16 protein-coding genes are annotated in these 20,916 nt (G+C 65.8%); 6 read left to right on the top strand and 10 right to left on the bottom strand.

The annotated features are described in order from the left end of the window. The 5 genes from V3H18_RS13865 to V3H18_RS13845 all read right to left on the bottom strand — a co-directional run. Positions 1 to 703: aminotransferase class I/II-fold pyridoxal phosphate-dependent enzyme (locus V3H18_RS13865; RefSeq protein WP_332082667.1), on the bottom strand; the 703-nt coding region annotated here is incomplete at its 3' end. Beyond that, on the bottom strand, positions 700 to 2,157 hold the full coding sequence (locus tag V3H18_RS13860; protein ID WP_332082666.1) for a cobyric acid synthase: 1,458 nt from the start codon (positions 2,155 to 2,157) through the stop codon (positions 700 to 702). The genes V3H18_RS13860 and V3H18_RS13865, both read right to left, overlap by 4 nt. Then, on the bottom strand, positions 2,154 to 2,996 hold the full coding sequence (locus V3H18_RS13855; protein WP_332082665.1) for a cobalt-precorrin-6A reductase: 843 nt from the start codon (positions 2,994 to 2,996) through the stop codon (positions 2,154 to 2,156). Before V3H18_RS13855 ends, V3H18_RS13860 begins: the two co-directional genes overlap by 4 nt. Positions 2,997 to 3,079: 83 nt before the next feature. Next, the gene (locus V3H18_RS13850; RefSeq protein WP_332082664.1) at positions 3,080 to 6,589 is read right to left on the bottom strand and encodes an indolepyruvate ferredoxin oxidoreductase family protein; all 3,510 of its coding nucleotides are present in this window, start codon (positions 6,587 to 6,589) and stop codon (positions 3,080 to 3,082) included. Positions 6,590 to 7,100: 511 nt separating this feature from the next. Continuing rightward, positions 7,101 to 7,808 carry a sterol desaturase family protein gene (locus tag V3H18_RS13845; protein ID WP_332082663.1) on the bottom strand — a complete coding sequence of 236 codons (708 nt, stop codon included), beginning with the start codon at positions 7,806 to 7,808 and terminating at the stop codon, positions 7,101 to 7,103. Between the two features lie 354 nt (positions 7,809 to 8,162). Here V3H18_RS13845 and V3H18_RS13840 point away from each other — a divergent pair, with 354 nt between their 5' ends. The 3 genes from V3H18_RS13840 (at position 8,163) to V3H18_RS13830 (ending at position 11,839) form a co-directional block, all read left to right on the top strand. Further along, positions 8,163 to 8,807 (top strand): DUF1007 family protein, encoded by a 645-nt coding sequence (locus tag V3H18_RS13840; RefSeq protein ID WP_332082662.1) that lies wholly within the window; start codon positions 8,163 to 8,165, stop codon positions 8,805 to 8,807. After that, complete coding sequence (locus tag V3H18_RS13835; protein WP_332082661.1) at positions 8,804 to 9,931, top strand: nickel/cobalt transporter; 1,128 nt, start codon at positions 8,804 to 8,806, stop codon at positions 9,929 to 9,931. The genes V3H18_RS13840 and V3H18_RS13835 overlap by 4 nt, the downstream gene beginning before the upstream one ends. Before the next feature lie 147 nt (positions 9,932 to 10,078). Then, on the top strand, positions 10,079 to 11,839 hold the full coding sequence (locus V3H18_RS13830) for an AMP-binding protein (RefSeq protein WP_332082660.1): 1,761 nt from the start codon (positions 10,079 to 10,081) through the stop codon (positions 11,837 to 11,839). Positions 11,840 to 11,948: 109 nt separating this feature from the next. On the opposite strand, the gene V3H18_RS13825 is transcribed toward V3H18_RS13830, so the two are convergent. Genes V3H18_RS13825 through V3H18_RS13810 form a run of 4 tightly spaced genes read right to left on the bottom strand, consistent with a single transcriptional unit; the run spans position 11,949 to position 15,341 of the window. Further along, positions 11,949 to 13,217, bottom strand: a complete 1,269-nt coding sequence (locus V3H18_RS13825) for an adenosylmethionine--8-amino-7-oxononanoate transaminase (protein ID WP_332082659.1) — start codon at positions 13,215 to 13,217, stop codon at positions 11,949 to 11,951. Next, positions 13,214 to 13,849 (bottom strand): dethiobiotin synthase, encoded by a 636-nt coding sequence (gene bioD, locus V3H18_RS13820; protein WP_332082658.1) that lies wholly within the window; start codon positions 13,847 to 13,849, stop codon positions 13,214 to 13,216. Before bioD ends, V3H18_RS13825 begins: the two co-directional genes overlap by 4 nt. After that, positions 13,846 to 14,979, bottom strand: a complete 1,134-nt coding sequence (locus V3H18_RS13815; RefSeq protein ID WP_332082657.1) for an 8-amino-7-oxononanoate synthase — start codon at positions 14,977 to 14,979, stop codon at positions 13,846 to 13,848. The genes bioD and V3H18_RS13815 overlap by 4 nt, the downstream gene beginning before the upstream one ends. Positions 14,980 to 14,996: 17 nt before the next feature. Continuing rightward, positions 14,997 to 15,341: a ClpX C4-type zinc finger protein gene (locus tag V3H18_RS13810; protein ID WP_332082656.1), complete on the bottom strand. Its 345-nt coding sequence runs from the start codon at positions 15,339 to 15,341 to the stop codon at positions 14,997 to 14,999. A gap of 134 nt (positions 15,342 to 15,475) precedes the next feature. Here V3H18_RS13810 and V3H18_RS13805 point away from each other — a divergent pair, with 134 nt between their 5' ends. From V3H18_RS13805 to V3H18_RS13795, 3 genes are read left to right on the top strand one after another with little or no spacing between them, the layout of a single operon-like run. Further along, positions 15,476 to 15,961: a methyltransferase family protein gene (locus tag V3H18_RS13805; protein WP_332082655.1), complete on the top strand. Its 486-nt coding sequence runs from the start codon at positions 15,476 to 15,478 to the stop codon at positions 15,959 to 15,961. A 50-nt stretch (positions 15,962 to 16,011) separates the two neighbouring features. Then, the gene (locus V3H18_RS13800; RefSeq protein WP_332082654.1) at positions 16,012 to 18,750 is read left to right on the top strand and encodes a heavy metal translocating P-type ATPase; all 2,739 of its coding nucleotides are present in this window, start codon (positions 16,012 to 16,014) and stop codon (positions 18,748 to 18,750) included. A gap of 31 nt (positions 18,751 to 18,781) precedes the next feature. Continuing rightward, positions 18,782 to 19,657, top strand: a complete 876-nt coding sequence (locus tag V3H18_RS13795) for an SDR family oxidoreductase (protein WP_332082653.1) — start codon at positions 18,782 to 18,784, stop codon at positions 19,655 to 19,657. A 5-nt stretch (positions 19,658 to 19,662) separates the two neighbouring features. On the opposite strand, the gene V3H18_RS13790 is transcribed toward V3H18_RS13795, so the two are convergent. Next, positions 19,663 to 20,580, bottom strand: a complete 918-nt coding sequence (locus tag V3H18_RS13790) for a nickel/cobalt efflux transporter (RefSeq protein WP_332082652.1) — start codon at positions 20,578 to 20,580, stop codon at positions 19,663 to 19,665. Between the last annotated feature and the right edge of the window lie 336 nt (positions 20,581 to 20,916).

The raw sequence follows: 20,916 nt of genomic DNA, 5'->3' as shown, positions 1-20,916 counted from the left end.
CCCAGGGGCCGAGCGCCGCGCGGAGCCGCGCCGCGCGCGCGCGGGAGCAGAGCGCGAAGCCGAGCCGCAGTCCCGGCAGGCCGTAAGCCTTGCCAAAGGAGCGCAGCACGATGAGGCCCGGCTCATGCGCAAAACCGGCGACGCTATGCTCGGGCGTGAAATCCATGAAGGATTCGTCGACGATCAACAGGCCGCCGCGCTGCGTCATACGCGCGGCGGCGGCGGCGATCTCCTCGCGCGCGACGAGGCGTCCATCGGGATTATTGGGATTGACGATCACGCCGACGTCTTTCTCCGTCAGCGCCTCGATCGTCTCGACCGTTTCGACATGCGCGCCGGCCGCCCTCCAAGAGGCGGCGTGCTCCGCATAAGTGAAGCCAAGGACCGCGACGCGGCGCGCCGGAAAGACGCGGGGCGCGAGCTGGATGAAGCTTTGCGTTCCGGCGCCGGCGATGATCTCGACGCCGGCAGGCGCGCGATAGGCGCGCCGCGCGGCGGCCTCGACCGCGGCGAAGGCGTCGTCGTCCGGCAGGCGCGTAAAGATTTCGCCGCTCAGCGGCTGGAGCGGATAGGGGCGCGGATTGACGCCGGTCGAAAGATCGATCCAGGGCTGCGGGGCGTCGGGATAGAGCCGGCGCGCGGCGTCGAGCCGACCGCCATGCGCGACGACGGGAGCCGCGTGAATGGGGGGATGCGCCGTCACCGCGCCATCTCCCACAAGGCGTCGAGATCGATATGGCGCGCGCAATGCGCCGCGAGCGCGTCGAGCGTTTCCTCGATCCTGTCTTCGTAATGCAGCGCGGAGGGCGCGGCGCCGATGAGGCGCAGCAGCGACGCGCGCAGGGCATCGTCGGCGAAGAGCCCGTGCGCATAAGCGCCCATGACGCGCCCGTTGCGCGACGCGGCGCCATCCGCGCGCCCGTCTTCGTAACGCAGGACGGGACGCGCGCAGTCGGCGCCGGCGGTTTCGCCGACATGCATTTCATAACCAGCGAAAGGCGCGTCGAAGGCGAGCGCATGGCCGGCAACGCGCGTCAAGGTCTTGGCGCCGGTCAATGTCGTTTCAACGTCGAGGAGACCGAGGCCCGGCGCTTCGCCGGCGGCGCCTTCCACGCCATCAGGATCGCGAATGAAGCGGCCGAGCATCTGATAGCCGCCGCAAACGCCGAAGACGCGGCCACCGCGCCGCGCATGGGCGAGAATGTCGATATCCCAGCCATTGTCGCGCAACGCCTTAAGATCGGCGAGCGTCGCCTTCGAGCCGGGCAGGATCACGAGCCGCGTCTCGGCCGGCAAGGCTTCGCCGGGCTGGAGGAAAACGACTTGCGCGCCGGCTTCCGCCTTCAGCGGATCGAGATCGTCGAAATTGGCGATATGCGGCAAGAGCGGAACGGCGATGAGGACTCCCTCGCTCTTATCGCGGCGCTGCGCGCGCAGGCCGAAAGCGTCTTCCGCCGGCAGGCGCGCGGCTTCGTCGAAATAAGGCACGAGGCCGAGCGCGCGCCAGCCCGTGCGCTCCGCGATGAAGCGCATGCCCTCGTCGAACAGCGATGCGTCGCCGCGAAACTTATTGACGATGAAGCCTTGGATCATCGCCGCGTCTTCCTCATCGAGCGCCGCCTTGCAGCCGATGATTTGCGCGATGACGCCGCCGCGGTCGATGTCGCCGACAAGCGCGACGGGCGCATCGGCCTCGCGCGCGAAGCCCATATTGGCGATGTCGTTCTTGCGCAGATTGATCTCGGCGGCGCTGCCGGCGCCCTCGACGAGGACAAGATCGCTCTGAGCCTTGAGCCGCGCGAAACTTTCGAGAACCCGCGGCATTAAGGTCGGCTTCAGCTCCTGATAGTCGCGCGCGTTCGCTTGGCCGATCATACGGCCCTGCGCGACGATCTGCGCGCCCGAGGCGCCTTGCGGTTTGAGCAGCACGGGATTCATGTCGACGAGAGGCGTAAGCCGCGCGGCGCGCGCCTGCAAGGCCTGGGCGCGGCCGATTTCGCCGCCATCAGCGGTCACGGCGGCGTTGTTCGACATATTCTGCGGCTTGAAGGGCGCCACCCTGACGCCGCGATTGGCGAAGGCGCGCGCGAGGCCCGCGACGATCAGCGACTTGCCGACATCGGAGCCCGTGCCCTGAATCATCAGCGCGCGGCTCATGCGTTTAGAAACATCATGACCCTGTCGAGATCATGCGTCGTCGCGACGCCCGCGGGCTCGGGCCGCGCGATCATCACGACGGGAAGGCGAAGCGCGCGCGCCGCCTCGATCTTCGGATAGGCGAGCGCCCCGCCGCTGTTCTTGGTGACGATAATATCGACGCGCTTTTCGCGCATCAGCGCGAGCTCCTCTTCGAGCGCAAAGGGGCCGCGCCCGTAAATCACCTCGCAACGCGGCGGCAGTTCCTCGGCATTGGGCGGCTCGATCACGCGCAGGAGATAATCATGCTGCGGCGCGGCGCGGAAATCCGCGACGCCCTGTCGGCCGGTCGTGAGAAAGACGCGGCGCGGCGCCGGCCCCAGGGCAAAGGCGGCGGCGGCGTTGTCGGCGACCTCGATCCAGCAATCTTCCGGCGCCTTGCGCCAGGGCGGGCGCGTCAGCGCGAGCAGCGGGACGCTCAAGGCAGCGCAGGCGGCGCGCGCATTCGCGGAGATGCGCGCCGCGAAAGGATGAGTCGCGTCGACGACATGCGTCACCCGCTCTTCTTTCAGATAGCGCGCCAGGCCCTCGGCGCCGCCGAACCCGCCGACGCGCATCGGCAGATCATATGGCGCTGGCGCGCTGGTGCGGCCCGCGAGGGAAACGACGCCGGAAAGACGCGGATCGGCGGCGATGCGCGCAGACAGCGCGCGCGCTTCGCTCGCGCCGCCGAGCACGAGCACGCGGCGGCGCGCAGCGCTCGAAAAAGGCGATAGCGAAAGCGCATCCTGCGCCCCGATTTCCGTCAATTCATTCGCGCGCGTCACAACCGACCCAATCGAAGGCTTCTTGAATGTCATTCCGCACGCGTTTCTTGCGCGCGATCGGGAATGACGATCGCACTCGCCAGTCGAATAATATCACGACATTGTTCCGAGCGGGATTATTCGGCGGCGAGTTTCACCGAAGCCGGCTGGCGGAATTCGGCGATGAGCCGCTCATGCTCGGCATCCGCCGCTGCGATATGGCGCGCCTTGATATGGCCGAAGCCGCGAATCTTTTCCGGCAATCGCGCCAGCGCGACGGCGGCCGCATGATTTTCCGGCGTGAGCGACGCGATCAATTCGTCGAGCAACGCCTCATATTCGTCGAGGAGACGACGCTCCACCACGCGGTCGTGATCGAAACGGAAAATATCGAGCCATGTATTGCGCAAATGCTTCATTCGGGCGAGCACGCGCAACACTTTGAACATCCAGGGGCCGAAGGTGATCTTACGCGAGCCGCCGAAATCGGTCTTGCGCTGGAACGCTGGAAGATTCGGCGCGAGATGCAATTCGAGGCGCAGATCGCCTTCGAAAGTCTCGTCGAGCTGGCGCTGGAAGGCGCCGTCCGTATAGAGCCGCGCGACTTCGTAATAGTCCTTCACCGCCATCAGCTTGAAGAGATAGCGCGCGACCGCTTCCGTCAATTCGCGCGAGCCCGGCGTGCGCGCGGCCTCCAATTTGGCGATTTGCTCGACGCGGGCGCGGTAGCGCGCGGCATAGGCGCGACTCTGATAGTCGACGAGAAAGGCGGCGCGACGCTCGATGATTTCGTCGAGCGTCTTCGATTGCGCGCGGCCGCGGCCGGGCTGGCGCAGCGACTCGACCACCGCCTGAACGCTTTTCAGATCATGCGCGGCGCGGCGTCCCCAGAGAAAGGCCGAATGATTCATCGGCACGGCCTCGCCGTTCAGTTCGATGGCGCGCAGGAGCGCGGCTTCCGAAAGCGGCAGATAGCCCTTCTGCCAGGCGTAGCCGAGGATGAAAATATTGGCGGCGATCGAGTCGCCAAGAAGCGCCTGCGCCATGCCGGTCACGTCGATGAAGGTCGTCTCCGGGCCCCCGGCGCGGCGGATCGCCTGCTTGATCTCGTTCGACGGCAGGACGAAGTCTGGATTGCGCTCGATGTCGCCGGGGAAGACCTCGGCGCTGTTGACGAGCACCGCCGTCTTGCCTTGCTCCACCGTGGCGAGCACCTGCTTGGCGCCGGCGACGACGAGATCGCAGCCGAGCAGAAGGTCGGCTTCGCCGGCGGCGACGCGAATGGCGTGCACGTCCTGCGGCGCGCGGCCGATCTTGACATGGCAATAGACCGCGCCGCCCTTTTGCGCGAGGCCCGCCATGTCGATGACGCCGACGCCCTTGCCTTCAAGATGCGCGGCCATGCCGAGAATGGCGGAAACGGTGACGACGCCCGTGCCGCCGAGACCCGCGACCAGAACGCCATAAGGCGTCGCGCCGATTTCGGCGATGCGCGGCGTGGGGAGATCGGGCTGGCCGCTCGTATCTTCTTTGGAAGGCAGCGGCGCTTTCTTCATGCGGCCGCCATGCACCGTGACGAAGCTCGGGCAGAAGCCTTCGAGGCAGGAAAAGTCCTTATTGCAGGCGGATTGATCGATGCGGCGCTTGCGGCCGAATTCGGTTTCGACCGGCTGCACGGCGACGCAGTTCGACGCGACGCCGCAATCGCCGCAGCCTTCGCATACGAGCTCATTGATGATGACGCGGGAGTCGGGATCCTCCATCAGCCCGCGCTTGCGCAGACGCCGTTTCTCGGTGGCGCAGGTCTGATCGTAGATGAGGACGGTGACGCCCTCCGTCTCCGCCAGATCGCGCTGCACCTCGTTCAGCACATTGCGGTGATGGATGGTCAGTCCTGACGGCCAAACCATCGTCGGCGCATATTTGCCCGGCTCGTCGCTGACCAGCGCGATCTTCGTGACGCCTTCGGCCGCGACCTGGCGCGCGATGGCTTCGACGGTGAGCTCGCCTTCATGTTTCTGGCCGCCGGTCATGGCGACGACGCCGTTGAAGAGAATCTTGAAGGTGATGTTGGTGTTGGTCGCGACGGCGAAGCGAATGGCGAGCGACCCGGAATGGTTGTAGGTGCCGTCGCCCAAATTCTGGAACATATGTTTGCGCGTCGAGAACGGCGCCTCGCCGATCCAATTCGCGCCCTCGCCGCCCATATGGGTGTAGCCGTCGGTCGAGCGGTCCATCCATTGCGCCATGTAATGGCAGCCGATGCCGGTATAGGCGCGCGAGCCCTCCGGCACATGGGTGGAGGTCGAATGCGGGCAGCCGGCGCAAAAATGCGGGACGCGCAAGGTGACGTCCGTCATCGTCCGGCGTCGGGCCTGCAGCCGTTCGAGGCGGCGCACGCGCGCCTCGATCTCTTCGAGCGGATGATATTTGAGGAGGCGGCGACCGAGGGCGATGGCGACGTCATTGGCGTCGAGCGCGCCCTTGACCGGAAACAGCCAGTCGCCGCGCTCGTCCTTCTTGCCGATGCAGAGCGGCTGATGCGGCGCGCCGTAGAGCTCCTCGCGCAATTGCGTTTCGATGAGCGAGCGCTTCTCTTCGACGACCATGATGAGGTCGAGGCCGCGGGCGAATTCGCGCAGGCCGTGAGGCTCCAGCGGCCAGGGCGCGGCGATCTTGTAAAGGCGCAGGCCGAGATCATTGGCCTTGACCTCGTCGATCCCGAGATCGTCCATCGCCTGGCGCACGTCGAGATAGGACTTCCCGACGGTGATGATCCCGATCTTTGGATTCTGGCCGCCGGAGGTGATGATGCGGTTCAGGCGATTGGCGCGGATGAAGGCGAGCATGGCGTCGCGCTTCATCTCCTGCATCCGCTCTTCCTGGGCGAGAACCGTGTCGCCGGCGCGAATGTTGAGCCCGCCCGGCGGCAGGACGAAATCGAGCGGCGCCACGGGGCGCACGCGGTCGAGCGAACCGTCGATCGAGGCGGTCGACTCCACCGTGTCCTTGAGGAGCTTCAACCCCACCCAGACGCCGGCGAAACGGGACATGGCGAAGCCATAGAGGCCGTAATCGAGAATCTCCTGCACGCCGGCCGGCGACAGGATCGGCATCATCACATCGACGAAATGATAGTCGGACTGATGCGCGGTCGTGGAGGATTCGGCGGTGTGGTCGTCGCCCATAAGCGCGAGCGCGCCGCCATGGCGCGAGACGCCGGCGAGATTGACATGGCGCAAGGCGTCGCCGCTGCGGTCGACGCCGGGCCCCTTGCCGTACCAGAGCGAGAAGACGCCGTCATATTTGCCCTCGCCGCGCATCTCCGCCTGCTGCGCGCCCCAGATGGCGGTGGCGGCGAGATCCTCGTTGAGGCCCGGCATATAGAGAATGTCGTTGGCGTCGAAGAGCGCTTTGGCCTTGTGCATCTGCGCGTCGACGCCGCCGAGCGGCGAGCCGCGATAGCCGGTGACGAAGCCCGCGGTGGTAAGGCCTGCGCGCCGGTCGAGCTCTTTTTGCGTCAGCAACAAGCGCACGATCGCCTGCGTGCCGGTCATGAGCACCCGCGCGCGGCCAAGATCGAAACGGTCGGAGAGCGACGCCTCGCCGAAGGCAGGATCAGTGTTTGAGGCGACCGCCTCGCCCATGCTGGTGCATCTCCCGCGAAAGAACTCTACGCCGCTTACTTGCTCGCATCTATTCGGCGCGACGCATATCCGGGGCGCATGTTCCGCGTTCGACGGGCTTCCTTGCCGCGAACCGACGCCCTACTCCGCCAACCAAGATCACGGCCGCCTCAAAGAGAGGCCTGCTCCTGATGGCCCCCGCCCAAGCCGGGGCGATCTTGCCTTGACGCGTTTTCCGCCGAAGCGGACGCCGGTTCGGCGTATAAAATGCGCCAGTTCAATATACGAAAACGCATTCATGGACCGATGACTCATGAAGACGTTTTATCCCATATCGCGCGAGGCTCCAACGTGCGTTGTCGATTCGACGAATCACCAACGCTTTAACTTTGTATTTTGACATATTTTCGTCGCCGAGGCAGGGCCCGGCCGGAGAAATTCCCCAATTTTCCACTATGCCCTGAGCGCGGCTCGATTCAATGATCGCGGGCCTCGCGCCGCCGCCAAGCGATTGCGGCCGCTTTTCCGGCGCTCAGCGCTCGCGCGCTTTCGCCGCGAGGTCCCAGCGCGTCCCGAATATGGTGTCGCAGATGTTCGACGAGCCGAAACCGTCGGAAAAGCTGACATTGCCATAGCTGTGATGGGCGCGGTGCGCCTCGCTCGACAGGAGCTTTCCGATCTGCTCGCGCCAGCCGCCCGCCTTGCGCAGATCGACGCTGAAATCATAGCCGGAATGCTCGTAAAGCCCGCCGAAGGCGCCGGCCGCGACGACGACCGAATGGAAGAGGACGTTCGACCCGCCGCCCCCGATGAGCGCGAGCGGTATGAGATAAGGACAGACGATCTCGAAAAAGAAGTCCGGCGCGCTCATATAACAGGCGCTGATCGCGCGGCTCGCGCGGGTGGTGTGGTGAATATGATGGCCGAACAGGCGCAGGGTCGCCGGTTCGTGCAGGATCAGCCGGTGGGCGACATATTGGACGACGTCGTGGCCGACCGTCAGGCCAGCGAAGCCGAAAATGACGGCGGCGGCCGAAAGATGGGCGGGGCCGACATAGGCGAGGCCGAGCGCCTCCATCCCCGCCATGGCGGGCAGAAGCACGAAAGTCTGGTTGGCGAGCACGCGCGGCAAAAGCTCGAAATAGCTGCGATGCTCGGCCGGCCGCACCTTGAAGCGCGCCGCGCTCCCGCTCCGGTCGAGCCATTCGAACCACAGGCCGAACCCATGATAGGCGGCCATTTGAACGAGCCAGATTTTAAGGGAGAGGAGGGAAAAAACAGAAAAGAGCGTCGTCATGGCCGGAATGATGCGGGCGCGCCCCGCCGCGCGAGAAGCGTCTGGATCCGGCCGCCGCCAGACGCCGCTCGGAGGCAAAAGCGAGCAGAATGCTGATCGGGCGGAAATTGCCCAAAACAAGGCGTTCTGGCAACCCAAACCGTGACTGCTATAGAAATTCGTGATTTACGGCGGCCTCGTCGCCCCCCATATCCGACGCGCGCGCACGATTCGCTCGTCGCGGCGGGGCGAGCCGTTAGAATAGAGCAAGCCATGCGCCGCGTTTTCGCCGCCTTCGAAACCTAGACAGAGGCGTCCATGAAGGGCCGCATCGGACCGTTTCTCTACGCCTTGTCGCTCCTCCTCTTGCCGGAGGGCGCCGACGCGCATCCGCATGTCTGGGTGGCCGTGCGCAGCGAAGTGGTCTTCGCCGCCGACGGCAAGATCGCGGGCGTGCGGCATGCCTGGGAATTCGATGAAATGTATTCGGCCTACGCCGTCCAGGGCCTCGGCAAGAACGGAAAACCGCCGACGCCCGAGGAGCTTGCGCCGCTCGCGCAAACCAACGTCGAATCGCTCGCCGAATTCGAATTCTTCACCTTCGCCAAGCAGAACAGCGCCAAACTCGCCTTCAAGCCGCCGGAGAACGTCTCGCTGGAAGCCAATGAGAAGAAAATCGTGACGCTGCGCTTCTTCCTGCCGCTCGCGAACCCCGTCTCGGCGAAAAAGCCTTTTTCCTTTCAGGTCTATGATCCGACCTATTTCGTCGCCTTCGACCTTGAGAAGAAAAATCCCGTCACCCTGGCGCAGGCCCCCGCCGGATGCTCGCTCAGCCTCGTCGAACCCGCGCCGCTGCTGGCGACGGACAATCAAAAATTGAGCGAGGCTTTTTTCCAGAACATGTCGCCGGGCTCCGATTTCGGCATGAAGCTCGCGACCCGGGCCATCGTGGCCTGCCCGTGAGGATCGAGCGCCGGTGGTTATGGATCGCGCTCGCCGGCGCGGCGGTGACGGCGATGGCGGCTTCGCCCGCCCTCGCCCAGGCGCGCCATCCATTCGCCGTCGGCGGCCAGGAAGCGGCGCCCGGCGCGGCGACAGGCTTTGTGGGGCTCGTCCTCGCCTGGCAGAACAAGTTCCATAGCGAATTGCAGACAGCGGCGCGCGCGCTCAAAACCGACGGCTCCGCCTTTTTCGTCCTCGCCGCGGCGAGTTTCGCCTATGGCGTCTTTCACGCCGCGGGTCCCGGCCACGGCAAGGCGGTGCTCGCCTCCTATATGCTCGCCAATGAGACGGCGCTGAAGCGCGGCCTGCTGCTCGCGGGGCTCGCCGCCCTGCTGCAGGGGCTCGTCGCGATCGGCGTCGTCGGCGCGGCGGCGGCGATCTTCCACGCTACGGCGCCGCAGATGAACGACGCCGCGCGCCTTATCGAGCTCGCGAGCTACGCCGCCATAGCGGCGCTCGGCGCAAGGCTCGTCTTCGTGAAGGGCCGGGCGCTCGCCGCCGCCCTCGACGCGCCGCTAGATCACGCTGCATTTGGGCGGAATCGCCCAAATGCAGATAACGTGATCGGCTCCAAAAATTTAGAGCGCGCTTTGCGCGAAAAACCGGACTCCACTTTTTCGCAGCGCGCTCTGGCGGCCGCGCCCGTCGCGCGCGGCGGCTTCGTCTGCGAGGCGATCGATGATCCCAGTCATGTTCACGACGCGAACTGCGTCCATGCGATCGACCCGGAGACGCTGGCGGGCCCGAAATTCCGCTGGGCGGACGCAGCGGCGACGGTGATCGCGGCGGGGCTGCGTCCCTGCTCCGGCGCCATTCTCGTGCTGGTCTTCACGCTGTCGCAGGGGCTTTTCGCGGCGGGCGCCGCCGCCGTCATGGCGATGTCGGCGGGCACAGCCATCACCACGGGGGCGCTTGCCGCGACCGCCGTTTACGCCAAGGGCGCGGTTCTGCGATTCGGGACGAAGGACTCGCGACGCGCGCTTGTCCTCGCGCGCGGCGCGGAGCTTCTCGCCGCCCTTCTGGTGCTCGCGCTCGGCCTCGCGCTTCTCTTTGGCCTCGGCTTCGCCCCGTCCGCGGCCGCCTGACGCCCCGCGCTGCATTGCAGCAATAGACGGCCGCCTGAGTAACGTTTTATCGGCTTTAGACGCGCTATCTTGAAAAATGGCGCCGATTCGCGGAAACGAACATTTCTTGGATGCGGACATAGCGATTGCCGGGAGCGCAAGGCCGATATGACGGGCGCGGACAGAAAAGACGACCCCTATGCGGCGCGGCCCTGGCTCGCCTCCTATCCGAAGGACGTTCCGCCGGAGATCGACAGATCATCCTATTCGACGCTCGTCGACATGTTCAATGCGAGCGTCGCGCAATTTCCCGATCGCCCGTCGATGGAGAGCCTCGGCGCGACGCTGACCTACGCCGAACTCGGCAAGGCCGCCGTCTCGGTCGCCGCCTGGCTGCAATCGCGCGGCCTGCGGAAAGGCGACCGCGTCGCGATCATGTCGCCCAATGTTCTCGCCTATCCCGCGATCCTTTTCGGCGCGCTCATGGCGGGCGGCGTCGTGGTCAACGTCAACCCGCTCTACACGCCGCATGAGCTGGAGCATCAGATCAACGACGCGGGGGCGCGGTTTCTCTTCGTTTTCGAAAATTTCGCGCATACGGTCGAGGCCGCCTGGCCTCATATGAAGCTTGAGCGCGCCATCATCGTGAAGCCCGGCGATCTCATGGGGCTGCGCGGCCTCATCGTCAATCTCGCCTCGCGCTGGATCAAGCGCATGGTTCCCGCCTATCGTCTGTCGGGCTGCGTCGCCTTCTCGCAGGTGCTGCAGTCCGGCGCCGAGGAGCCGTTCAAGCCCTTGCGCGTCGCGCCCGACGACATCGCCTTCCTGCAATACACCGGCGGCACGACCGGCGTCGCCAAGGGCGCGATGCTGCTTCATCGCAACGTCGCCGCCAATGTCGAGCAGTCCTGGGCCTGGCTGAAGCCGCTGCTCGAATCGCGCCAGCCGCTGATCATGGTGACGGCGCTGCCGCTCTATCATGTTTTCGCGCTCACGGCCTGTTGTCTGCTTCTCGTCAAGGTCGGCGGCTGCTGCCTGCTCATCGCCAATCCGCGCGATCTCAACGGCTTCATCAAAACTTTGCGCAAGACGCCCTTCACGCTGTTTTGCGGCGTGAACACGCTTTACGCGGCGCTCGCGGACCACTCCAAAATCCAGTCGGTCGACTTCTCCGGTCTCGCGTTCAATTTCTCTGGCGGCATGTCGACGCAGGAGACCGTCGCGCATAAATGGAAGGCGCTGACGGGCAAGCCTATCGTCGAAGGCTATGGACTGACCGAAACCTCGCCGATCGTCACGATCAATCACCCCGACATCGTCGAATTCACCGGCGCGATCGGCTATCCGATCCCTTCGACGGAAGTCTCGCTGCGCACGCCCGAGGGCGACATCGCGCCCATCGGCGAACGCGGCGAACTCTGCATAAGAGGCCCGCAGCTTATGGCGGGCTATTGGCGTAGGCCCGAGGAAACCGCCAATGCGATGACGGCCGACGGTTTTTTCAAAACCGGCGATATCGCGATGATGGCGGAAGACGGCCTCATCAAGATCGTCGATCGCTTGAAGGATATGATTCTCGTCTCGGGCTTCAATGTCTATCCCAACGAGGTCGAAGAGATTCTGGTCCAGCATCCGAAGGTGAAGGAGGCCGCCGTGATCGGCGTGCCGCACGAACATTCGGGCGAAGCGCCCATGGCCTTCATCGTCGCGCGCGATCCGAGCCTCACGCGCGAGGAATTGCGCGCCTTCGCCCATGAACAACTTACGAGCTACAAGCTTCCGCGCTATTTCGAATTCCGCGAGAGCCTGCCCAAGACCAATGTCGGAAAGATTTTGCGCCGCGCGCTCAAGGACGAAATCCTCGCGCGCGAGAAGGCGATCGCCGACGAAGGACGCGGAAAAAGCGTGAAGACGGAATTGGAGCGTTAGAGCAAATCGCGAAAGAGTTGACAGACTTTTTCGATCAGAACTTGCTCCAGCTTATAGATTTGGCGCGATTTCTTATCGATCAGACGAAATCGTCTGATCGGAAAGCGCGCTAAGGCTTCCCGAACCGCGCCGCCGCCTCGTCGATCGCCTCGTAAACGAGATCGAGTTCGGCTTCCTCCACACAATAGGGCGGAAAGACATAGATGGTCTCCCCGAGCGGGCGCAGCAGCAGGCCGCGCGCATTGAAGAAGCGCATCAGATCGAGCCCGATCGTCGAAAGATAGCCTTTATCCGCGACAGTGAGGTCGAGCGCCGTAATGACGCCGAGGCGCCGGACATTGGAGAAGCGCTTGTCCCCGGCGAAATGCGCCAGCCGCATTTCCTGCATATCGCAGAGCTTTTCGACGCGCGCCTGCGGCTCGCCCGTCGCCCAGATGTCGAGATTGGCGAGCGCCGCCGCGCAGGCGATCGGATTCGCCGTATAGGAGCTCGAATGAAAAAAGGCGCGCGCGCGCTCAGGCGACAAATGCGCCTCGAAAATCTCGCGGCGGCACATAGTGACGGCGAGCGGCAGCGCCCCGCCGGTGAGGCCCTTGGCGTAGCAGGCGATGTCAGGGACGACGCCCGCCTGCTCGCAGGCGAAGAGCGTTCCCGTGCGCCCGAAGCCCGTCATCACTTCGTCGGCGATGAAAAGAACGCCATGGGCTTCGCAAATGCGCTTCATTTCGGCGAGCGTCCGCCCGCCATAGATCAGCATGCCGCCGGCGCCGAGAATCAGCGGCTCGACGAGGAGAGCCGCGGGCTTTTCGCGACAAGCGCGCTCCAGCGCGTCGAGCGTCTCCTGCTCGCGTCCGGCCGCGGGGAAAGGAATGCGCGTCACGTCATATAGCAATGGCTCATAGGGCGCATTGAAAGGCGAGCGCGCGCCCGCCGACATGGTCCCGACCGTGTCGCCGTGATAGCCATGCTCCAGCGCGAGGATGCGCGCGCGCGCCTCGCCGCGATTGCGCCAGAAGCCCAGCGCCATTTTGATCGCGACTTCGACGCAGACCGAGCCGCTGTCGGAATAGAAGACGTAATCGAGCCCTTCCGGCGTCAGCGCCACGAGGCGGCGCGCCAGCGCCTCCGCCGGCTCATGGGTGAAGCCGGCGAAAATGATCTGGTCGAGCTTTTCGGTCTCCTCGCGGATCGCCTGCGTGATCATGGGGTGGCGATGGCCGTGCGTGATCACCCACCAGGAGGAAATCGCGTCGAGAAATCGTGCGCCGTCCTCGCCCTCGAGCCAGGCGCCCTCCGCCCGCGCGATCTTGAAAGCCCCGGGCTGCAGCGCATGCTGCGTGAAAGGCCGCCAGACGGGCGATTGGGTCACAAGGCTCAAATGTCGCTTCCGAAAGCGTCTTTCGCCATGCCGGCGTCGCAAGCCGCGCGCAAGGTTTGCGCATCGAGCGGATCGAGTTCCGGCAGGCGACCGATCACGGGCACGTCGCCGAGCGCCGCGATCGAGCGTTCGACCCCCTCGTCTTCCTCGCCGACGAAAACGACGCCGAGAATTTCAAGGCCGCGCCGCCCGAGCGCTTCGAGCGTCAAGAGACTGTGATTGATCACGCCGAGCCTCACGCGCGCGACGAGAACGACCGGCAGGCGCCAGCGTTGGAGGAGATCGATCGTCAGCACGTCCCCATTCAGCGGCGTCATGACGCCGCCCGCCGTCTCGATGACAAGCGGGCCATCGCTCAGCGGCGGATCGAGCGCGTCAATATCGATCGCGACGCCCTCGTCGCGCGCGGCGAGATGCGGCGACGCGGGCCGTCGCAAGCGCCAGGCCTCAGGCAGGATGCGATGCGCCGGAGCGCCCGAGAGCCGCGCGACGGTTTGCGAGTCCGTTTCGCCGTCGAGCCCCGCCTGCACCGGTTTCCAGTAGAAGGAGTCGAGCGCGCCGACGAGCGCGGCGGAGACGACGGTCTTGCCGACGCCGGTGTCGGTTCCGACGATGACGAAACGTGTGCTCATGGCTCAAGCCTTCCGAGTTCTTCGCCAAGATGTGCGATCATACGGGCAAGCTCTTCTTCGCTGGCGTGGAGCGTGAGCGCGATGCGCACCCGCGCCGCCCCTTCCGGCACCGTCGGCGGGCGAATGGCGCGAATGTCATAGCCGTGCGCCTGCATGCGGGCGGCGAGAGTCGTGGCGCGGGAATCGGCCCCGACGACAATCGGCTGTATCTGCGAGCCGGAGGGTTCGATCCCGCAGACGCGCCGCAATTCTTCGCCCGCGAAGGCGACGCGCGCGGCGAGCGCCGCGCGCCTGTCGTCCGCGCGCTCGATCAGCGTCAGCGCCCCGCGCACGATAGCCGCGACGAGCGGCGACGGCGCCGTCGCGAAGATGAAGGGCCGGCAGCGGTTGATGAGAAAATCGCGCAAGGCGCGCGGCAGGCAGAGAAGCCCGCCCATGACCCCCAAGGCCTTGCCGCATGTATGCAGCGTCACGACATTTTCGGCGCCCTCGAAACGCGCCGCGAGCCCGCGCCCGCCAGGGCCATAAACGCCTGTCGCATGCGCCTCGTCGATGACGAGAAAGGCTTCGTTCTTCGCGGCGAGCGCGGAAAAATCATCGAGCGGCGCCTTGTCTCCATCCATGCTGTAAAGGCTTTCGACGACAATCCAGACGCGGCCGCGGCCGCCCTTGCCGCGCCAGGCGCGGATCGCCTCCTCGGCGGCGCTCGCGTCATTATGGGGAAATTTTGCGGAGAAGGCGAGAGAGAGGCGCATGCCGTCATGCGCGCTGGCGTGGACGAGGGAATCGTAAAGAATGAGATCGTGCCGTTGCGGCGCCGTCGCGAGCAACGCTTCATTCGCGCTAAAGCCCGCCGAGAAATAGAGCGCGCTTTCCGAACCGAAGAAACGCGCGGCTTCCCCCTCCAGCGCCTCATGCTCGGGATGATTGCCGCGCAGGAGCCGCGAACCGCCCGCGCCGATCGGAACGCCGCGCGCGAGCGCCGCCGACGCCGCGGCGGCGAGCTCCGGCGACTCGGCGAGCGCGAGATAATCGTTCGAGGCGAAGTCGAGGCCGGCGCGCGGCGCCAGCGCGCGCAGCCTGTCGCGCGCGGCGAGCTTCGCGAGGTCCTCCCGATAGCGTTCGAGCATGAAGGATTGAACTTTACTCAGGAGAAGCGCTCCCAGGCCGCCTGCCGCGACACGCCCAGGGCCTTGCCGATCTCCGCCCAGCTTACATCGCGTTTGCGGAGCGCCGCCACCTGCGCATGAATGAGGGAATGCAGCGCCCCCACGCTCGCTTCGCTCGCCTTGATCGCGGAGAGCAATTGCGCCTCCGAAAGCTCGTCCCAACTTTTGAACGGCGAGGGCGTCGCGTCAAGGATCTTGTTACATACGCCGACGCAGTCGTCGCAGATGTAGCCGCCCGCCGCGCCGGCGATGAGCCGCGCGGCCTCGGTCTCGGACTTCTTGCAGAATGAACAACGCAGCTTTCGCTTGGGCAGGACGCGCATCGGTCGCTCCTCTGTCAAGATAGACTTGACACAGGACGCGCCAGGCGTCAAGTCAACCCTGACAATGGGCCGCACTTGAAAAAGCCGGCTTCCGCCGCAATCTAGATCATTGAATGTCGTCCCGGAGGAGCCGTATGATCAGGCCCGCGCGCGTCGATGAGCCGCCTTCCCGAACGCCCTGGCCGCCGATCCTGATGGCGGCGACCTTTGCGGCCGGCCTCGCGCTTGACGCCGCGACCGGAAGCAAGCTTTCCGACCGCGTCCCCTTCTCTGTTGCGGAAGCGACGGGGGTCGCGATCATCGTCATGGCGCTGGCGAACGACGTGTGGTGCGCGCGGCTGCTTGCGCGCCACGGCACGACGATCATGCCGCATCGCGCGGTTTCGACGCTCGTCACGGAGGGGCCGTTCCGCTATTCGCGCAATCCCATCTATGTCTCGCATGTCGCGCTGGTCTTCGGCCTCGGCCTTTTGCTCGGCTCTCCCTTCACGCTTCTCCTGACGCCGGCTCTCGCCTTCGCCCTGACGAAGCTCGCGATCGAGCCGGAAGAGCGGCATCTTCTCGACAAATTCGGCTCGGCCTATCGCGCCTATATGGCGCGCACGCGCCGTTGGCTCTAAACTCATTAAACTCATCCGCGCGCGACGGCGGCGCGAGCGAGGCGGCGGAAATGGACGCTCAAAACCCAGCGGTAAACGGCGAGACGCTCGATTTCAATGTGCGCGGCATGACCTGCGCCTCCTGCGTCGCGCATGTCGAAAAGGCGCTTGCCCATACCCCGGGGGTGACGTCGGCCAGCGTCAATCTCGCGACCGAACGCGCGAAGGTCGCGCTGGCGCCGGGCGCGACTGTCGCCGCGCTCGTCAAATCCGTGTCGGACGCGGGCTATGAGCCCGTGATTGAGGCGATCGAGCTCGGCGTCGGCGGCATGACCTGCGCCTCCTGCGTCGCCCATGTCGAAAAGGCGTTGCGCGGCGTGCCCGGCGTCATCGACGCCAGGGTCAATCTCGCGACAGAGCGCGCGAGCGTTCGCGCCCTCGCCGGCCCCGGCCTTGCCGAGCGCCTGCGCGCCGCCATTGTCGCGGCGGGCTACGAGCCGCGCGGGATCGAGGCGGGCGCCGGCGCCGAGGATCGCGAGCGAGCGCGGCGCAATGAAGAGATGCGCGCGCTGCAATGGCGCCTCGTCTTCGCGGCGATCTTCGCCGCGCCGGTGTTCGCGCTGGAGATGGGCGCGCATGTCATCCCCGGCTTCCACGACTGGGAGATGGCGGCGATCGGCCATGAGATGGTCCGCCACATCTCCTTCCTTTGCGCCTCGATCGTTCTCTTCGGCCCCGGCCTCGTCTTCTTCCTCAAGGGCGTGCCGGCGCTGCTGCGCGGCCAGCCCGACATGAACGCCCTGGTCGCGACAGGCACGCTCAGCGCCTATCTCTATTCGGTCGTCGCGACCTTTCTGCCGCAGCTTCTTCCCGAGGGCGCGGTCCATGTCTATTACGAAGCCTCCGTCGTCATCGTCACGCTCATTCTCTTCGGCCGCTATCTGGAGGCGCGCGCCAAGGGCCGCACCTCCGAGGCGATCCGGGCGCTCGCGCGCTTGCAGCCGAAGACCGCGCGCGTCGAACGCGACAATCAGATCCTCGACGTCGATATCGACGACGTGCGCGTCGGCGACATTGTGCTGGTGCGGCCGGGCGAGCGCATTCCGACCGACGGGGTGGTGACGGAGGGCGCCTCCCATGTCGACGAATCGATGGTGACGGGCGAGCCGGAGCCCGTGGCGAAAAAGCCGGGCGCGGCGGTCACGGGCGCGACCGTCAACGGCTCCGGCGCCTTCTCCTTCCGCGCGACGCGGGTGGGCGCCGATACGACGCTCGCCGGCATCATCCGCATGGTCGAGCAGGCGCAGGGCGCGAAGCTTCCCATTCAGGCGCTGGTCGATCGCGTCACCGCCGTCTTCGTGCCGGCTGTGTTCGCGGTCGCGGCGCTGACCTTCGTCGTCTGGATGCTGATCGGCCCCGAACCGCGCCTCACCTATGCGCTCGTCAACGCCGTCGCCGTGCTCATCATCGCCTGCCCCTGCGCCATGGGCCTTGCGACGCCCGCCGCCATCATGACCGGCACCGGACGCGCCGCCGAGCTTGGGGTGCTGTTCCGCAAAGGCGAAGCGCTGCAGACATTGCGCGAGGCGACGCTGATCGCCTTCGACAAGACCGGCACGCTCACCTTTGGCAAGCCGCGGCTCACCGACCTCGTCGCGGCGCGCGGCGACGAGGAGAATGAACTCCTGCGGCTCGCCGCGAGCGTCGAGGCGCAGTCGGAACATCCTGTCGGCGCGGCGCTCGTCGTCGCCGCCAAGGACCGCGACCTCGCGCTCGCGCCCTGCGCCGACTTCAAATCCATTGCCGGCATGGGCGTGACGGGCCTCGTCGAGCGCAAGACGCTCGCCATCGGCGCGGAGCGTTTCATGGCGACGCTCGGCGTTGACGCGACGCCTTTCTCCGAAAAAGCCGCCGCACTCGCCGACGACGGCAAGACGCCGCTTTATATTTCCGTCGACGGCAGGCTCTCGGCGATCCTCTCGGTCGCCGACGAATTGAAGCCCACAAGCCGCGCCGCGATCGACGCGCTGCACGCCATGGGCGTGAGGACGGCGATGATCACCGGCGACGACGCGCGGACGGCCAGGGCCATCGCGAAGCGGCTCGGCATCGACGAAGTCGTCGCGGGCGTCTTGCCGGAGGGCAAGGTCGCGGAAGTTGAGCGTCTGCGCGAAGCGAATAAGATCGCCTTCGTCGGCGACGGCGTGAATGACGCGCCGGCTCTCGCGGCGGCCGACGCGGGCATAGCGATCGGCACGGGAACCGACATCGCCATCGAGGCCGCCGATGTCGTGCTGATGTCGGGCGATCTCGCCAAGGTGCCGACGGCGCTCGCCATCTCCCATGCGACGATGCGCAACATCAAACAGAATCTGTTCTGGGCCTTCGGCTATAACGCCCTTCTTATTCCCGTCGCGGCGGGCGCGCTTTATCCCGTCAACGGCATGACGCTCTCGCCCATGCTCGGGGCGGCGGCCATGGCGCTCTCGAGCGTCTTCGTACTGTCGAACGCGCTGCGGCTGCGCCGCTTCCAGCCGCCGGGATTGGCGCGCGAAGACGCCGCCGTCGAGACGCGAGAACAACTGAAAGAAATCAAGGAGGAAGCCATGACGACATTCAGCGTGAAGGAAATGACCTGCAATAAATGCGTCAGCCATGTCACCAAGGCGGTGCAGGCGGTCGAACCTGGCGCGGAAGTGAAGGTCGATCTTGCGACCGGCCGGGTCGATGTGACGCCGTCGCCCAGGGACGCCGAGGCGCTCGCGAAAGCGATCACCGAGGCGGGCTATCCGGCGCAGGTCGCGGCGTGAACCCGCCCGTCATCTCGAAAACGAGCGTCCAATGACGCGCTCGCTCGCCGGCAAGACCCTCTTCATCACCGGGGCGAGCCGCGGCATCGGCCTCGCGATCGCGCTACGCGCCGCGCGCGACGGCGCGAATATCGTCATCGCCGCGAAGAGCGTGATCGCCAATCCGAAACTTCCGGGCACGATCTACACGGCCGCCGCCGAGATCGAGGCCGCCGGCGGGCAGGCGCTGGCCGTGCCCTGCGACATTCGTTTCGACGATCAAGTCGAGGCGGCGATGGCGCAGGCGGTCTCCTCTTTCGGGGGCGTCGACATTCTCGTCAACAACGCCAGCGCCATCGATCTGCGCGGCATCGACGCGCTGGAGATGAAACGCTTCGATCTGATGCAGCAGATCAATGCGCGCGGGACCTATCTGTGCTGCAAGGCGGCGCTGCCGCATTTGCGCAAGGCCGCCAATCCGCACATCCTCACCTTATCGCCGCCGCTCGACCTCAATCCCAAATGGTTCTCGCCCAACCTCGCCTATACGATGGCGAAATATGGCATGAGCCTCGTCACGCTCGGCCTCGCCAGGGATTTGGCGAAAGCCGGCGTCGCGGTAAATTCGCTGTGGCCGGAGACCGCGATTGCGACCGCCGCCGTCGGCAATCTGCTGGGCGGCGAAGAGGCGATGCGCCATGCGCGCAAACCCGAGATCGTCGCCGACGCCGCCCATGCGATTCTGACGCGGCCCGCCGCGAGCTGCTCCGGCAATTTCCTCATCGATGTGAATGTGCTGATGGAGGAAGGCGTCGTGGATTTTTCGGCCTATGCCGTCGATCCGCGCGTCGACGCCATGCTCGACTTCTTCCTCGACGCGCCGATCACCGCCAAGGTGCGCAAATCGGCGTTCCACGGAAGCGAGTAGCGAGCCTAGCCGATGGCCGCCGCGCCGGTCGCGATCGTATAAAGGCCGATTGTCGCGACGATCGCGCTCGACAGAAAAGGCGCCCGCGCCGCGAGCTTCTCGACTGCCGGCCAGCGCGAAACCGCGTGACGCAGGCCGAGCGCCGCGGCGACGCCGACGAAGACCAGCGTGAGCGCGAGGCCGACGCTGAAACAAAGGACGAGCGCGGCGCCGAGGCCAAAGCGCCCGACCTGAAGGCAGAGCAGCAGCACAGTGATCGAGGCCGGACAGGGGATGAGGCCGCCCGTCAGGCCGAAAAGAATGATCTGGCCGGTCGTCACGCGCTTATGGGCGAAGCGGCGTTCGATATCGAGCGCATGCGCGCGTTCATGCGCGTCGGCGTAAACGGTCGGATCGAGCTCCAGAAGATCGCTTTCGAATTCCTCTTCCTCATGGCTGTGCGGCACGCCGGCGTCGGCGAGTTGGACCTCGGCGCGGCCGCGCTCATGCGCCTGGAGATGCGCGTGCGACGCGCCGCTTTCTTGACGGTGCGCGGCGGCGGACGCCTGCGCTGCGCTCCGCGCGCGGCTTGAAGCGGCGATGTCGCGCCAGTTTCGCCACGCCATCCAGAGCGCGACGATGAGGATCAGCGCGCCCGAGGCGATCTGGAGATAGGGCTCATTCGCTTCGGCGTTGAATTGGGCGCCGAAATATAGGCCCGTCAGGGCGATCGCCCAGACGATCGCCGTATGGGAGAGCGTCGCGGCCAGACCGAGAAGAACCGCCTGCGTCGCCGTCCCGCGAACCGCGACGATGAAGGCGGCCATCATCGTCTTGGAATGTCCCGGCTCGAGTCCGTGCAAGGCCCCGAGCGCGACGGCGCTGGGAACGAATATCCACGCGTTCGCCGCGCTCGCGTTAAAGACTTCCGAAAGGCTGGACATGAAGGCGGCGCATGCTCCTCAACGACCCGTCGCCTTTGACGTCCGGGCGGGCCGCCAGCTTTGCGGCGCAACGCGCGCTCGTCTCGAACATGTCTCGAGAGCTTGCGCCCCGCTCAATTTATAGTCAGCGTTCCCTGCCGAAACAAGCGGTTGAAACGAGAACGCTTGGAAAGTCGCAAGGGCGGGAAGAAAGCCTACCTGGAACGTAAAACCCCCCGGCGATTTGGGTCGCCGGGGGGAGAGGCTAGCGCTTGGGGCGCTTATATTTATTGATCGCTTAGGGCATATCGCCGGCGACGAACTTCGGAATGACCGGCCCGCCGATTTCCGCGCCGA

This window comes from Methylocystis borbori (assembly GCF_036576025.1).
Taxonomy (GTDB): Bacteria; Pseudomonadota; Alphaproteobacteria; order Rhizobiales; family Beijerinckiaceae; genus Methylocystis; species Methylocystis borbori.
The sequence above is the reverse complement of the archived record's forward strand: the minus strand, read 5'-3'. Positions and strand labels throughout refer to the sequence as shown.